The following is a 15,746-nucleotide window of genomic DNA, read 5'->3' as shown; positions in this document are numbered from 1 at the left end:
TCCAAAACAGGGTTCTAAGGACTAGGTGTTAGGTGCTAGGTACACCCTGTCTCACAGGTAGCTAATAAATTCATAGCACGCTTATTTTCAAATAGTTAGAATCCAAAACAGGGTTCTAAGGACTAGGTGTTAGGTGCTAGGTACACCCTGTCTCACAGGTAGCTGTGTCAACACCCCGCTTGCGGGTTCCAGCTACTTTTTTTGAAGAATAGTTACCTATACTGGCTTGAAGCTTGCCGCTGCCAGTGCTGTAAACGGCTTGGATTACCCCAAAAATTACTCAATCGGAGCTAAACCAGCCGCCCAGCGTAGCTTCGCATAATATTTACGGAACTTGGTTTCGAGGCTTGCTAGTTTTACCCTGGATTCCAGCAATTGGTTTTCGCGGGTGTTTACCAGAAACAAATCACTTTCACCCACGCTAAACTTTTTCAGTTCTCCGGTACGTAACAAGTCGTAGCTTTCTACCATTTGTCTTTGTACCTGAATAAGTCTCTGTAAGTTAGTAAACTCATTGAAGTAGCTAATTACCTTGTTGCGTACTTCTCTTTGTTTTTGAGTAAGCTTAAGCTCAGTTTGGCTTTTCTTGATGCGTACTTGTTGTATTTTACCCCTTGCTTTACGCAAAAATAAGGGGAACTCAAATTTAAGTCCCACCTTATAGTTTTCTTGAAAAGCCACTGGCACCGCCTTGTCCTGGTTGTTGCCTACCGGATTGGTAAGTATTTGGTATTTTAAATCCACCCTGGGTTTTAGTTCGTCGCGTTGTAGGCGTTCTTCTACCCGCAGGTTTTTTTGTGTCAGATTCAAACTCAGTAACTCTGGGTGATTTTGAGCCGCTTGATCCAGCAAATCGCCTAGTTTAGGGGTATTGATGGGTACATTATCAGATGGAATTAAATTGCCTGACACCTCCAGTGGAATATTATCTTCCTGCCATAAATAGTTAGATAATTTAATGCGGGCATTGTTAGACTTAGTGTATACATCTTGCAACTCATACAAGCGCTTTTGCAATATAATTTTTGCTTTTACCGAATCTATGCCTGCCAATTCGCCCATTTTTACCCGTTGTTTTACAGCTTTATAGCGCACACTGGCAAGGTTATACCCATCTTTGATAAGCTCAAGTTTACGATGTGCCAGGTACCAGCTCCAATAGGTTTGGGTAGCTTCCAGTAATATTTGGTTGACCATCGCCCTACGGTCAGCCTCAGCTATCTCTATAAATGTTTTTGCTTGTCGCAATGTAGCCCGGCGGGTGTTGGTAACGATACCACGCCCCAAAGGTACCGATATGCCCAAAAAACCTAACCCATTGCTGGGCAATGAGTTTTCGGGATTTAGAAAAACACCGTTGTTTCGTTCATAACCTGCCTCTATAGCACCAATCCACAAGGGCACCTTCAATGAGGTTTTCCAGGTATTGAAATAATCTTTACTTTTGAACTCTTTGCGCGAAAAATCAGATTTAAGTTTAGGATCAAATCCTTCTCCCCTGGTTTGTCTTAACCGTTGGCGTGCCATTTCGTTGAGTAAGTTTGCCTGTTTTACTACTGGGTGATGCTCTAATATTTGTTTATAAAAAAACTGAAAGCTCATCACCTGGACTTTCCCCGAATTTTTTAGCGTGCCACTGACCAAAGTCCCAGGTATTTGTGCTGAGAGTGCCTGGTAGTTCAGCAACAATGCTAGTGTGATGTATGTAATAAATTGCACTTTCATATATAATTGTTTTTAGTCCGGAGTTGGTAATCCGGCTGCTATAGTCTACTTCCAGGGGTTTCCTTTTCTTGTTAGTAGTTGGTCTTCTAACTACAATAACTTACTATCAAAGTATAGACTACCAACTACTCACTCAAACCCTATTAATTCTTTGCTTTCTTCTTCTTTTTTCCATCTTTGCCTTGTAAATCATCGCTAGGCTCTTCGTACAAACTTGGAGGGAAACCGTTCAACTTACGCCAGAATTCATACCAGATGGGTACATCTTTTAGCATTACCCAACCATACACTCCAGAGCCAGCCCTCAATTGTTTGGGCCAGTTGCCGTCCTGCTCAGGATCAGGTACTATCAACAAACGATATTTACCTCCTTTGCTAATGATGTAGTCTATCACTTTTACCTGACCACCAAAAGTACCTACCGACACACTAGGCCAGCCTGATACTTGCAATGCAGGCCAACCATCAAACTCAAGACGTACATGTCTGCCTTTTTCAATCAACGGTACATCGCGGGCGGGCACCATCAACTCTACAGCGATCGATGGGTTTGCCGGCATAACGGTTGCAATTGCCTCGTTAGCTTTGATCATCTCGCCTACCCCTGATTTCAGCGCTTTTACTATATAACCGTTTTGTGGCGCCAATACATAATATTGCTGGCTGCGTATTTCTGTGTTGGCGTATTTGTTGCGTAGTTTTGATAATTCCCCACGAGCATTTGCCACATAAGCCTGGGTAGAGTTTTTTTCTGATTGTGACTTAAAAATCTTTCCTGTATAATCTGCAATCAATGAGTTAAACTCAATACGGGCATTGATGAGTTTGTTTTTTGAGATTAACAGTTTGTTTTGTAATGCTACTACTTTGGCATAGGTGTTTTGTAGTTTTAATTGGCGTTTTTCCCAATCAGTTCTTGAGATGAGCCCATCGTTTCTATACAGGCTATCGTAGCGGGCAAATTGATTTTTGGCAATGCCATATTGCACTTGCTCTGCCTGTAGGTTGGCACTGTCGCTGATCACCTTAAGACGGGCTTGTTCGTACTTGTTGCGGGCTTTTTCAAGGCTAAACTTTTGAGCATCTTGTAAAGCATTGATTTGTTGATCCAGGGCTTTTACCTTGCCTTGGCTCGCCTCCATGCCTTCTCTTTTGGCGGCTACTTGCTCTTGCAAACGTTTGAGTAATTCTGGGTCAAAATAATCAACTTTTACTTCCGAAATAATTGCCAAAGTATCATTTTTCTTGATAGGTTGACCTTCTTGTATTCTCCATTCTTTGATACGTCCGGCAATAGCAGATTGCACTACCTGAGGGCGGTCAGATGGACGCAAAGCAGTTACTTTGCCTGTAGCACTAATGTTCTGTTGCCAAGGCAAAAACAGAATACCAATTAAAATAAAAAGTAACAAAATAAGAATGTAGGCAAGCCTGCGCGCATTTCGGGGCGGGGTCAGGGTTTTCAGCGAGTGTACCTTCTCGTTGATTTCTTTGTAATCTATTTTTTCGTTAGATATTTCAAGCATTCCTTTTAAATTATGTCTCTGATATACATTCCTTTAAACATTCATTGAACTCACCTCTATGGCAAACCATGTCGGTCTCTAGAGATCAAACGCTGAAAATTGAGGTTTCCTTTTAGGCTAAGGTAACTTCCTTGCGCAGCTACCTGTCCAGCACTTAGAAGCACAATTTTATCACATGATTCAAATAACAGCGGGTCGTCAGAAATACTCAGAATAATAAGTGTCCAGCCGTTGTTTTTATCTTGTAAAAACTTCAGGATTTTTACTTTATCCCGGCGACTGATATGTTCAGAAAAATCATTAATAATCAACAACTTAGGGTGCGATACTACCGAACGTGCCAGAATAATTTTGGCAATAACACTGCCCGATAGTTTTTTGCCCGCAGAACCAATGTGGGTATACAAACCTTTCTTGAGCCCATTGATGTAGTCTGATAACCCAATCTTATCTATAGCCCATATCACATCCTTGTAGTTTACATCGGTACAACCCAAGGTGATGTTCTCCAAAATCGTTCCATCAAAAATCTCATCTTGAGTCAGGTTTTTACTTATTTTGTCGCGCATGGCTATCAGGTTAATGTCACGTTGCGACAAGTGGTTTACCGTCAATACACCTTCATAGTCACTCAACATTCCGGTAATCACTTTCATGAGCGTATGTTTTCCAGAGTCATTGGCACCAGCTATACAAATATTTTCGCCTGGTTTAAACTCAAAATCAACTCCATTGATGGTGTATTTAGGGTTACCAGGATACTTGTATTTTAAGTCTTTGGCCATCAGGTGCATCCCCTCTTGGTACTCATCAAACACCACGTGCAATCCAGTAGCACGTTCGGTAGGCAAGTCAGTAATTTTGGCAATTTTTTCTACCGCAGTCAGCATATCATACACTGTATCCATGCTTACAATTAGTTTTTCTACCGAACTTACAATTAATACAATGATTACTTCAGAAGCCACCAATTGCCCCAAGGTAATTTGTCTGTCTACCACCAAAAAAGTACCTAAAACAAGTAATCCACCAATAATAATAGTTTTGAACACCACAATATTAGCAAATTGAAGGAGCAGCACCTTAAAGTGGCTCTTACGGTAGTGCAGGTAGTTGTTTACATGCTCATCCATTTTTTGCAAAGGCAAGTTGGTATGCCCTGCCATCTTAAAAGAATCTACAGTACGGGCAAGCTCTTGTAGCCAATAAGCTACTTTGTATTTATGGTCTGACTCTTTGAGGCTGGTTCGCAAACCTTTGCCTCCTGTGATGTAGAAAATACTGACTACCACTCCTACCAAAACCAAGGCAAACACCAAAAACGAAGGGTGATATAACGACAACAGCAACAAACCAAAAAATATTTGTAACAAAGCCCCGGTAATGTCTACAAAGAGTTTGGGCAAACCTTTTTGTAGGGTTAACACATCAAAAAAACGATTGAGAAGCTCAGGAGGGTAATACTTCAAAAAGCTCTCTATTTTTACTTTGGGTATGCGAAAGGCAAACTCAAAGGCTGTTTTGGCAAAAACCCTTTGCTGGAGTGTCTCCACCAGGCTTATTTGCATAATTTGTAAGCCACCACCAGCCATCACTCCTATAATGACCAAGGCAATTAAAACCACCACTGAACTAAAGACCATACCGCCCGATACCAGCCCTATAGTTGCCTGAATACCCAGCGGCAATGACAAACTGATAATACCTACAGCAATGGCATATATATATATAAAAGCAATGATACGACGTTCGCCCTGTAACAAACGAAACAAGCGTTTTACGGGGGTGAGCTTTTTCTTTTTTTCGTCTTGACCTTCTTTTCTGCTATAGTAATCATCCATGATATAATGCAGCGGAAACGCTGTAATGAGGATGATTTCGTTTTGCACATTTACATCTGGCGATTTTTCGTAGGTAATTAACTCAGGAATAATGGCTACCAGCTCTTTGATAGACTTTACGCAGTCGTCGCAAAAGTCGAAACCTTGTACTTGGTTTTGCTGATTGTTATATATAATAATGGGAGCAAAAGCATTGTCGGGTAATCGTCTGAATACCAATACTGGGAAATGTACTGATTTTATGAGCTGCTCTAGGTTATGGGGGGGAATGTGATTTTTTAATAGAGCTACATTTATTTGTTGCCCTTTTTCCATGAGGTGGTCAATGAAGGTGCCTACATGGTCAGCATCATAGTGAATGTCTTCTACGTGCTGATCTCGCAGATCAAAGGGACTATATTTATGCTGATATATTTCGGCCAGCTTAATAATAATTTGCTCAATATTTTTAGTTTGCATCCGCAGCAGTAATTATAATGTTTTTAAACCTAAGCTATTATTAGGAATAGTTTGATTAACAAAGATAATAGTAAAACTATCATTATGTTTAACGAAACTACTATTTTTTGAAAAAGTTTAACAAAAAAACAGGGAGAAAACCAGCGCAAAAGAGGTTGTGTGCTTATCCTACTTGAATGATGGATTTTCTACATAAACATAACCATTTGCAATGGATTAGGTTTGCATAAAACAAGATAATTTTTGATAAGCTGTTGTCAACTCACCGGAGGTGGACAGTTTGGAATAAATAAATGCTCAAAAAAACAGTGCTTGCTTTATTGCCAAGGGCACTGACTACCAACCTATTTTGCCACACGAGATTGTACTATTTGCTGAAAAGCTTCACGATAGGTTTTGCCAATGGGAATGGGTTGGTCATTCACTTTTACCTGGTGTTTCTCAAACAAACTAATGTGCATGAAAGCCACAATAAACGATTTATGTATTTGTACAAAGTCTTGAGCAGGCAGTAAACCTATGACCTCTTTCATAGAAAATAACGACATTACCTGTTGGTGTGGGGTTACAAACCTGACATAGTTTCCGGTGCTTTCTATATATAGTATTTCTGCTATTTTTATTTGGTGAATTTCTGTACCACTTTTCACTAAAATGGTATCAGAAATATGGGCAGATGGGGCGCTTACTTGAGTAGTGGGAGCGATTTGTTGAGTTTGCAAAAAATGCTGCGTTTTATTTACTGCCTTGAGCAATTGATCAAACTCTATGGGCTTGAGCAAATAGTCAACGGTATAAAAATCGTAGCCCTGTAGGGCATATTCGGCGTAAGCAGTAGTAAAAATAACCATGGGTTGGCAGGTAATGCTTTTGAGCAACTGGAGCCCGGTAATGTCAGGCATGTTGATGTCTAAAAAAACAAGGTCTACTTCGTGTTGTTGTAAAAAAGCAATGGCCTCTATAGCATTCTCAAAGCACACTAACAATTCTATAAAAGGTATTTTTTGGCTATGGTGCCTAATTACCTCCAACGCCATAAACTCATCATCTATGGCAATGCATTTAAGTTTTTTTATATTTCTGTTTAGTATTAAATGTCAATTGTTACCTACTTTTACCAAGTTCTCAGAAAAGTAATAAAAAAGCCCACAATTCGCTCAATAAAAACTATACAAACCTTGCTACTTATTTGTAGATTTGCTTCAATTATTTAATAAAACAAACCATTGATGAAACTACCACAATTTAGCAAAACATTGCACAGATTGGGCTTTATAGCCTTTTTATGGCTTTGGCTGGGTACCCAAGCTGGACAAGCACAGCATTACTTAAAAATAAAAAATGTAAAACAGCTATACGCATTTTTTGAGCGTACTCCTGACCGCATTCCTATGGTGAGCGCCCACCGGGGCGGTCCGTCGGATGGCTACCCGGAAAACTGCCTTGCTACTTTTCAGAAGGTGATAAACGCCCACCCTGCCTTGATTGAATGTGACATACGTGCTACCAAAGATCAACAGTTGGTCATGATGCATGACCGTACCCTTGACCGTACCACCAATGGCACCGGGCGGGTAAATGACTATACTTTAGCCCAACTAAAAAAACTAAAGCTCAAAGACAACCAAGGCAACTTGACCAGCTTTAAAATACCTACGCTCAAAGAAACTTTGCTATGGGCAAAAGACAAAACTGTGTTGACACTGGACATTAAGCGTGGGGTAAACGGCAAACAATTGGTAGACCTCATTCGTGAAACCCGCACCGAAGCATCTGTGGTGCTGATTGTATACAACCTAAAAGATGCAGTGAAGTATCATACACTGCACCCTAAACTGATGATTTCGGTGTCGTTGCGTAAGCCTGAAGACCTAAATGACTTGAAAAAAGCAGGGATTCCTTTCCAAAAATTAATGGCTTTTGTGGGGGTGGGTAAGTTTAAAGAAGATGCTCAAGGCGATTTTTCGCTCAAGCTAAGAACAGATGTAATCAAGGCGGCTCACCAACAAAAAATCACTTGCACTGTAGGCACCATGTATAGCATAGACAAAGCTGGCAAACACGATGCAACGGTTTACCAGACCATTATCAAAAAATTCGGGGGGGACATTCTAGCTACCGATGCGCCCAAAGCTGCCTACGAAGCAATCAACTCGGTAGCTCCAGCAAATAGTAGTAAACAACACTATTATCAAAAAAAATAAATACTGATTATAGATAAATCTGCTGCTTGAGTACTTCCTCAAACAGCAGGTTTTTAGTTGATTTTGGTAGCCAATATTTTTTATAACTTTGTTTTATGTTAAGCAAAACAGTTAACTATGTAGCCCTGGCACATGCACCTGATCTTTGCTCTTTTGGGTATCGTTTTGGCGGTGCCTGCCTCCAAAATATTTATTGAACAGGTTTCCTTCCGACTCTTTGGCAGTCATACTTTCGGGCACCAACTTAAATGTACAGGTTTTGCTCTGAAGGCTCGAAGCATAAGTAGCCACGTGCTCTTTAGCCAAAGGTTTGTCAAAGTACCCTGGTACAAACTTATCCATCAATGCTTGCAAGGCCTCAGTAGCTTCGTCGAGGTCTTCTACTACCTCTACCTTACCATAAGCTACCACACTAAAGTATACCACGCTCAAGTTGGCAGGTACTGCCGATATAGTAGAGCCATACTCTTCGTCTACGGTAAAACAAGCCTTGGGATGTTGGGCAACGACCCGGTTTTTTTTGCCTGCATCTGAGCCGTGAAAATAAAAGGCGCCTTTGTGCCATACATACGCCATTGGTATCACATAAGGGTATTCGCCGTCGTACAGCCCCAATTGCCCATTGCGGGCTTTTTGCAAAAACAGATTTACTTTTTGTGGATCTTCTACCACGGCTTTATAATACCTTACAGGTTCTTTTAAAGTGCTCATTGTTCAATTGTTATATGATTAAAAATTTTTGTTTGTTTACTTATGCCTGGTTGCTGTGCCCATTCACGGCGCAAAATGCTCAGACGGTATACCGACCAAAATCCTTCTTCTACCCGATAGGTTTCACGCAGCAAACCTTCTATAGTAAAACCAGCCCGTTGATAACACTTAATGGCTCTTTGGTTTTGGTCATATACGTTGAGTTCTATTCGGTTGAGCCCTAGCTCTTGAAAGCATATCTTGAGCAATGTTTTTACCCATGCAGTGCCCAACCCGGCGCCTCTTTGATGAGGGTCTACTAATATTTTGCACAACCTTGCCGAACAATTTATTTTATCTATGTACCCTATTTCGCCATAAGCTACCGGGCGGTGTCCTATAGTACCTTTGTAGGCAATACGTTTGTCTTTTTTGGTGCTTCTTGCTTTTACTAATGATGCTTTGGTAGGCGGAAAACTCATAGATGGGCTTCCCCATTGGTGCAAAACCTGCGCTGACTCCAGCCATTTTATGAGTAACACATCATCGCTTTCGCTAAAAACTTCTGCTTGCATTGTTTCTTTCAGGCTCATTTTTACAAAAATTAGGTTATATGGCTTATTTACTATTGCAAAGTTAAGGTAAATCTGTTACCTTTAAAAGATACAGTTTAGCACTAATTAAAGGATACAGATGTTACCATTGATCAACCCACAATCCCCTACCCCACTGTTTGACCAGATTTATAGTTTTTTCAAACAATCTATCATTGATGGTAGCATGGCTAAAGGTGCCAAACTTCCTTCTATACGCCAATTGTCAAGATCCTTGGGGGTAAGCAATAATACCGTCATTGCAGCTTATCAGCAGTTAAACGATGAAGGGTATTTGGTCAATATTCCCCGCAAGGGGCTGTTTGTGGCAAACCTGAAGACTGAAGAAGTATACCCTAAAGGCGAACCAACAATTGTTCGCCTTACCCTGCCTCAGGTACTCACCGATAAGCCCCGTGCTGAGTATGCGTTCAATCTCAACCAAGCAGCTATAGATGAAGCCAGTTTTCCGATGAAAGAATGGCGTAAGTGCATTAACTGGGCTTTAGACAAACCATCGTTGCAATATGGGGGTTACTTTGGCGAGCCTACCCTCAAAAAAACTTTAGCCACTTACTTGTTTCAGTCACGTGGGGTAAAAGCCCAACCAGAACAAATAGTTATTGGATCGGGCACTATCCAGCTTATGGGTTTACTAGCCACTTTGTTTAAAAACAGAGCCAAAGGAAAAGGTGTCAGGCAAATTGCTTTTGAGGAGCCAGGGTATCAATCATCGCGGCAAATATGGTTAGATTACGGCTATCAGGCTTTGCCCATCAAGGTAAACGAGCAAACCGGCATCAGGCTCGACCTGCTGGCTCCCCATCAACCCGACTTGGTATACCTTACTCCTTCGCACCAGTACCCGCTGGGTTGTATTATGCCTGTGGCACACCGCCTACAGGTGCTTCAATGGGCACAAGAAAAACACAGTTACCTGATAGAAGACGATTACGACAGTGAGTTTAGATTCAAGGGCAAGCCTATTCCTGCTTTGCAAGCACTAGACACCCACGAACGAGTCATTTATTCGGGTACATTTTCTAAAGCATTTTTACCTGCATTGCGCTTGGCTTATATAGTATTGCCCCCTCACTTGCTGCTTTATTTGCAAGATTTACAGCATTTGGGGCAAAGCGCCTCTATCAATATGCAGCGGGCAATGGCTATTTTTATGCAGGAGGGATACTGGGACAGGCATTTACGCAAAATGAGAAAGGTTTACCGTCAAAAGTATGAGTATACTGTAGGGTATATACAAGAAGTTTTTCAGAAAAAGATCACGCTGACCTATCACTATGCCGGGCTCAATGTGCTTATGAAGGTACATAGCAACAATGGTGAGCAAATATTGGTAGACAAAGCCAGGCAAGCCAATGTTTGGCTCATGGGCAAGTCTGACAGTTGGCTATTGCCAAGTAATATACCTGATACCCCTCACCTCTCTTTTGGCTTTGGCAAGCTCACGCTGGAGCAAATTAAAGAGGCAGTAGATGCTTTGTATAAGGCTTGGTTTGGGTAGACAAAATGCGCTACATTGATAGTCAATTACTTCAAAGCATTTCTAAAAAAGCATCAAAAGAGGGAAGTAAGTCAATGACAAAATATACGATGTGCAAAGCCATTGGTTCGTTAATTTCTCAATTAAAAAAAGCACCCCAGTTTTTGCTGAGATGCTTTTTTGTAACTTATTAATTTAGAGCTTGTTTAAAATTCAATAATTAGGTTCCCGAATCAAGTTCGGCTCGCAGCTCCGAGCTTGTTCTCAGAGGACTGTGAGCTTTTACACGATTTTCCTGATTATATATTGTCAAATTTAGCCGTTGGCAGAGCCCCGAAACAAGTTCGGGATTTATAAACTCGGCACAGCAAAGCTGTAGCCATCGGTTATCAGCAATAGCTCTAGCCATCGGTTCTTCAAAATTTGACGCATCTAATCCGAAAACTCATTATAAAATCTCAGATGACCGAAAATTTAAACAAGCTCTTATGAACTTGTCTAAGTTTCTATTTAAAGGGTAGGTTTTGGAGTCTCAAGAGTTACCACTCGGTCTACAGTATTAAATGGTCCTTCTATGACTTTACCATCTTTGTCAATCAGCTCAAGTTTAATGGTTACAGTACCTATTTCCAGTCCTTCTATAGCATACGGTTGCCATTTGTCTATCAAGTACTCTCCCCCATTAATAGTAGCTCTTACTTTGTTACCATCAGGCGATAACTCGGTATTTAGCAAAAAGAAATCAAGCAATAATTTATCACCTTTTTTCCACTTGTAAGTACCCTTGGGACGGCTATAAAACATCTGAGGTTTTGTAAGGTCTATGCTATGTGGCTCAGCATCGCCCACGGTAAATTTTTTGACTACATAAGACTTTTTATTTTTTACACTTTCGTGATAAGAGCGTGATAAAAACGCCAATGCTACATACCCACCTTTTTTCAGGTCTTTTTTTACGGTAGGCTCATAGTGTGCCGAGTAAGGGTCGTTGTTCAATATCCAGTGAATGTGCTGCCCTTTGCCCGAATTTGCCAAACTTTTGCTCTCTGCATCTGGGGTTTGCTCACCCAATTTATAGTTTTGCACTTCAAAGTTAAATACATTTTCTCCCTCTTTGAGTTTGGCATCATCTGCTACATCCTTCAAAGTAAGACTTGCGTCGGCAAAAGCAGGAGAAGACACCGGCACCAATTTGTACCTTTTAGCCGAAACAGTTACAGGATCGTCTAGTGTTTTGGGAACAGAGTCTTTGGCAGTGGTAGTGTCTGTATTTTCATCAGTATTGCCTTCTTTTCCTCCACAATAAGTAAGGGTAAACAAGCAGGCTACTGCGGCGATATTTAATAAAAGTTTTTTCATTGGAATGTAATTTTTTAGATTTTGGTTTTTTTGTAAAAAAACTTGTCGTTCATTACAACAAAGAAAACAGGTGGATAGTTTAAATCCAGTTTTTTCAAAAAAAAATACCTGGTAGTTCAAAAAAAGGGTAATTTATTCATAAAAAACACAGTCTATCACCTGTAGAAACGACACACTAAACTACACTCATAATGAAATGGCTCAAAAGAATACTTATTTTTATAATAGGGCTGGTACTCACTGCATTCATTGCTTTCTTACTTGTCAATGAATCGTTGCCTAAAGGTGAAACTGGGTCAGCTGCTGATGATTTTGCCCGAAAAATGCAACAAGCTACCCACCTGCAAGCCTGGGAAAACACGGGAGCAATACAATTTTCTTTTGGGGGTTTAGGCTCTAGCCGCCACACGCTGTGGGACAAGCAAAGACATTACGCCCAAGTACGCTGGGGCAAAAGATATAATGTATTGGTGGATATTAACAAAAAACAGGGCATCGCACGTAAAAATGGTGAAATTGTAACGGGCAACGAGGGACAAGAACTGGTGACTAAAGCCTGGAAAATATGGGTAAACGATTCGTTCTGGCTCAACCCAATTGCCAAGGCTTTCGACCCTGGCACGAGTCGTAGTCTTGTAACACTGGAAGATGGTAGTAAAGGAGTGATGGTTTCTTACAGTTCGGGAGGCGATACTCCCGGTGACGCTTACTTATGGATAGTAGATAAAAACTTTTTGCCTACTCATTGGAAGTTATGGGTATCAATCATTCCGGTAGGTGGGGTGAAGTTTTCGTGGGAAAGATGGAAAACCCTCTCTACAGGTGCTAAAGTAGCTACCTTTCATGACGGGTTGATAGACGTCAAACTAAGTGATGTAAAAGGCACTAAAAACTTGCTGGAACTGACCAATGGCAAAGACGTTTTTGCTGAATTAGAGGCTCAGTAATTTTTTTGGAGTGGTTGGTCTTTAGTCATTGTAGTTCGAAAATAAAAAGCAGTTTTTGCCAAGCTTACCTCTTCTATAAATAGTATAATCAACCAATGGTTACATCTAAAAATTTGACAATGAAACGACGCTCATTTACCCATGCCTCCTTTTGCCTGGTATTGATTTTATTGGTTGGGCTACCCACACAGGCACAAACAAAACGTTACGACGAATATGACCCAATAGCTGATTTTTATAATAGTTTTTGGTCTAAACCGCTCGAAAGACTTGCCATAGGTAAACTTAACAGGCTGCTTGTGCCGCGTCTAAAACCAAAAGCAAAAATACTAGACCTCATGTGTGGCACCGGACACATTGCAGCAGCATTGCACGCTCAAGGTTATCGGATGACTGGGCTGGATGGTTCGGCTAAAATGCTGGAGTTTGCCAAACAAAACGTGCCTTCTATGGAGCTATGGCTCAAAGATGCCCGAACATTTGAGGCGCGCCAAAAATTTGATGCGGTGATATGTATGTCCGATGGACTCAACCATATTATGCAACTCAAAGGGCTTACCCAGGCTTTTACACAAGTATACAAAGCATTGAAAAAGGGGGGACAGTTTGTGTTTGACATGAACTGGGAACAACGCTACATCAAAGGTTGGAACATCAGAGGAGCACGATTTGAGTTTAAAAACTCAGAAGGCATTTTTACTTCTTCTTACAACAGGAATACTCGACAAGGCACGCTTAAGTTTTGGTTGTACTCGCCTATTGATGCCCACAAAAAAACCTGGAAACGTACTCAGTGGGAGCTCACCCAACATTGTTATACACCTACCCAGATAAAGCAAGCATTAGAAAAAGCTGGGTTCAAAGAAATTAAAGCCTATGAAGCTGCTCAAGATTTAGACGACCAGCGCAACGCGGGCAGGGCTTATTATGTTTGTCAAAAGTAAGCCTTGGCAAAAGCATAAAGTCAAGCTATGATTCAATGATTTTACGCTACTTTGTCAAGCTGTATGAAAGCTCATGAAATTCTCCCCCATTTTTTTACCTTGAGTGATTTATTCCTTTAATAACACACCCTTATGGTCAAGGCTTTTTATCCTAATAAAACCCTCACTTTTGAACCCCGTCAGGGACGGCGATTTGCTATTGGCGATGTACGTGGTTGTTTCAAAACATTGCATTACCTGGTCACTGAAGTCATACAACTGACCAAGGATGATCAACTTTTTTTGCTGGGTGACTATATCAATCGTGGTCCTGATAGCCCTGGTGTTTTACACTTTTTAATCTACTTACAACAAAACGGTTATCAGGTTTTTCCGCTCAGGGGCAACCATGAACAAATGCTGATCGATGACTGGAAAGACTACCAACGCCTGCACAATACCCAACACCAATCCCACGTCAAAAACTGGACGCTCAACAACGCTTTTATTGACAAAAATGGGCAACTTATACCCGAATTTGATAAGTTTTTAAATAATTTGCCCTACTATTACGAATTAAACGACTTTTACTTGGTCCACGCTGGGTTTGATTTCGACCTGGGGGTACCCCATGCACTCGAAGACTTTGAGCGTATGTTATGGGTAAGGTATTTTGAGCCAGACTATGCCATTATTCAGCAAAAACCTATACTGCACGGGCATACTACCCGCTCGATCGACGAAATACAAGCATCGGTAAAAGACAGAACAGGTGCCATATCACTTGACAATGGTTGTTATAAAAGCTTACGAGAAATCTACAACCCTTACTATGGTAGCTTGTGTGGGCTCAACATGGACTCGTTTGAGTTAGTTGTAGTTGAAAATATGGATCGATCCTGATGACACACTCAATATGAAAGGAATTAAAATACACAAACCAACCAAGGGACAAAGGTGGGTAGTAGCCGATGTTCATGCTAACCTCAAGACATTACAGTATTTGGTAGAAAAAAAACTACAGCTTAGGCTGGAAGATCAACTTTTTTTGCTGGGCGATTACCTCAACCGGGGTCCTGATAGCAAAGGGGTGATTGATTACCTTATAGAATTGCAAGATGATGATTTCCAGCTATATCCGCTTAGGGGTAACCACGAACAAATGCTGCTAGACTCACACGAAAAAGCCAAAAACTATTCTGAAGAAGAACTGCGCTTGCCCAGCATACAACGTGGCAGGGGGCTCAAAGACGCTAAAAGACAGTTGTACCCCAAGTACTTGAACTTTTTAGGTAGCTTGCCTTATTATTATGAACTTGATGAGTTTTATCTGGTACATGCTGGATTTAATTTTACAATAAAAAACCCCTTATCTGACCTGGATGCTATGCTTTGGACCAGGGATTTCACAGAGAGGTTTATCCCCGAAAAAATCAACTACAAACGGGTGATCTATGGGCACACTACTACCCCTTTATCTGCCATAAAGCAAGCTGTGACCAGCAAAGCCCAGGCTATCCCACTAGACAATGGTTGTTATAAACACAACTTAGATGAGTACGGGCATTTATGCGCCTTTAATTTGGATACGTGGGAGCTTGTCTGCCAAAAAAACCTGGACAAAGGAAGTAACCCACAATAAATTGGCAAGGACACCAGCCCACCCAAGTATTCTGTGGGGTTCACCGAACCATTGCCATCTCGAAAAAGTATTTGAGTTTTAAAAGCACAGGTAAGTAGCAGCAAGTCCTTAGATACCGATGAATATCGGTGCAATTAGCTATAAGCTACAAGTAGTAACTTCTCAATACGTGTTACTTAATTGTATATCAAGCACTTACAGTAGCGTATTTATTCTCTTTTTTAAGAACTTGTTAAATTCTCTTTTTTTAAAACACTGATTTGAAACCGTACACTTTTTTATAGCAGATAAGTCTTGATTTTTTTGATGGTTTTACAGCGTAAAAAGAGCTGTTAA

Annotated in this window: 13 protein-coding genes; 6 read left to right on the top strand and 7 right to left on the bottom strand. The window is 40.9% G+C overall.

Going from position 1 to position 15,746, the window contains the following annotated elements:
* Positions 1 to 276: 276 nt before the first annotated feature.
* The 4 genes from Q0954_RS28440 to Q0954_RS28425 all read right to left on the bottom strand — a co-directional run bounded on the left by Q0954_RS28440 (position 277) and on the right by Q0954_RS28425 (position 6,603).
* Entirely contained in the window at positions 277 to 1,725 is a 1,449-nt protein-coding gene (locus Q0954_RS28440) for a TolC family protein (protein WP_299463404.1), read from the bottom strand.
* 143 nt (positions 1,726 to 1,868) lie between these two features.
* Entirely contained in the window at positions 1,869 to 3,251 is a 1,383-nt protein-coding gene (locus Q0954_RS28435; RefSeq protein WP_299463401.1) for an HlyD family efflux transporter periplasmic adaptor subunit, read from the bottom strand.
* A 56-nt stretch (positions 3,252 to 3,307) separates the two neighbouring features.
* The gene (locus Q0954_RS28430; protein WP_299463398.1) at positions 3,308 to 5,551 is read right to left on the bottom strand and encodes a peptidase domain-containing ABC transporter; all 2,244 of its coding nucleotides are present in this window, start codon (positions 5,549 to 5,551) and stop codon (positions 3,308 to 3,310) included.
* 344 nt (positions 5,552 to 5,895) lie between these two features.
* On the bottom strand, positions 5,896 to 6,603 hold the full coding sequence (locus tag Q0954_RS28425; protein WP_299463407.1) for a LytTR family DNA-binding domain-containing protein: 708 nt from the start codon (positions 6,601 to 6,603) through the stop codon (positions 5,896 to 5,898).
* Positions 6,604 to 6,780: 177 nt separating this feature from the next.
* On the opposite strand from Q0954_RS28425, the gene Q0954_RS28420 reads away from it, so the two are divergent.
* The gene (locus Q0954_RS28420; RefSeq protein ID WP_299463395.1) at positions 6,781 to 7,755 is read left to right on the top strand and encodes a glycerophosphodiester phosphodiesterase family protein; all 975 of its coding nucleotides are present in this window, start codon (positions 6,781 to 6,783) and stop codon (positions 7,753 to 7,755) included.
* 111 nt (positions 7,756 to 7,866) lie between these two features.
* On the opposite strand, the gene Q0954_RS28415 is transcribed toward Q0954_RS28420, so the two are convergent.
* Positions 7,867 to 8,466 carry a pyridoxamine 5'-phosphate oxidase family protein gene (locus Q0954_RS28415; protein ID WP_299463392.1) on the bottom strand — a complete coding sequence of 200 codons (600 nt, stop codon included), beginning with the start codon at positions 8,464 to 8,466 and terminating at the stop codon, positions 7,867 to 7,869.
* Entirely contained in the window at positions 8,463 to 9,038 is a 576-nt protein-coding gene (locus tag Q0954_RS28410) for a GNAT family protein (protein WP_299463389.1), read from the bottom strand. The genes Q0954_RS28415 and Q0954_RS28410 overlap by 4 nt, the downstream gene beginning before the upstream one ends.
* 100 nt (positions 9,039 to 9,138) lie before the next feature.
* On the opposite strand from Q0954_RS28410, the gene Q0954_RS28405 reads away from it, so the two are divergent.
* Entirely contained in the window at positions 9,139 to 10,560 is a 1,422-nt protein-coding gene (locus Q0954_RS28405) for a PLP-dependent aminotransferase family protein (RefSeq protein WP_299463386.1), read from the top strand.
* A 489-nt stretch (positions 10,561 to 11,049) separates the two neighbouring features.
* Here Q0954_RS28405 and Q0954_RS28400 read toward each other — a convergent pair whose 3' ends face one another.
* Positions 11,050 to 11,898: a phosphopeptide-binding protein gene (locus tag Q0954_RS28400; protein WP_299463384.1), complete on the bottom strand. Its 849-nt coding sequence runs from the start codon at positions 11,896 to 11,898 to the stop codon at positions 11,050 to 11,052.
* Positions 11,899 to 12,089: 191 nt separating this feature from the next.
* Between Q0954_RS28400 and Q0954_RS28395 the strand changes: the two genes are divergently transcribed.
* The 4 genes from Q0954_RS28395 (at position 12,090) to Q0954_RS28380 (ending at position 15,410) form a co-directional block, all read left to right on the top strand.
* Positions 12,090 to 12,845: a hypothetical protein gene (locus Q0954_RS28395; protein ID WP_299463381.1), complete on the top strand. Its 756-nt coding sequence runs from the start codon at positions 12,090 to 12,092 to the stop codon at positions 12,843 to 12,845.
* A 119-nt stretch (positions 12,846 to 12,964) separates the two neighbouring features.
* Complete coding sequence (locus Q0954_RS28390) at positions 12,965 to 13,789, top strand: class I SAM-dependent methyltransferase (RefSeq protein ID WP_299463378.1); 825 nt, start codon at positions 12,965 to 12,967, stop codon at positions 13,787 to 13,789.
* Between the two features lie 132 nt (positions 13,790 to 13,921).
* The gene (locus tag Q0954_RS28385; RefSeq protein WP_299463376.1) at positions 13,922 to 14,671 is read left to right on the top strand and encodes a metallophosphoesterase; all 750 of its coding nucleotides are present in this window, start codon (positions 13,922 to 13,924) and stop codon (positions 14,669 to 14,671) included.
* A gap of 13 nt (positions 14,672 to 14,684) precedes the next feature.
* The gene (locus Q0954_RS28380; protein ID WP_299463373.1) at positions 14,685 to 15,410 is read left to right on the top strand and encodes a metallophosphoesterase; all 726 of its coding nucleotides are present in this window, start codon (positions 14,685 to 14,687) and stop codon (positions 15,408 to 15,410) included.
* Positions 15,411 to 15,746: the final 336 nt, after the last annotated feature.

The organism is uncultured Microscilla sp., from assembly GCF_947493425.1.
GTDB lineage: Bacteria > Bacteroidota > Bacteroidia > Cytophagales > Microscillaceae > Microscilla.
The sequence above is the reverse complement of the archived record's forward strand: the minus strand, read 5'-3'. Positions and strand labels throughout refer to the sequence as shown.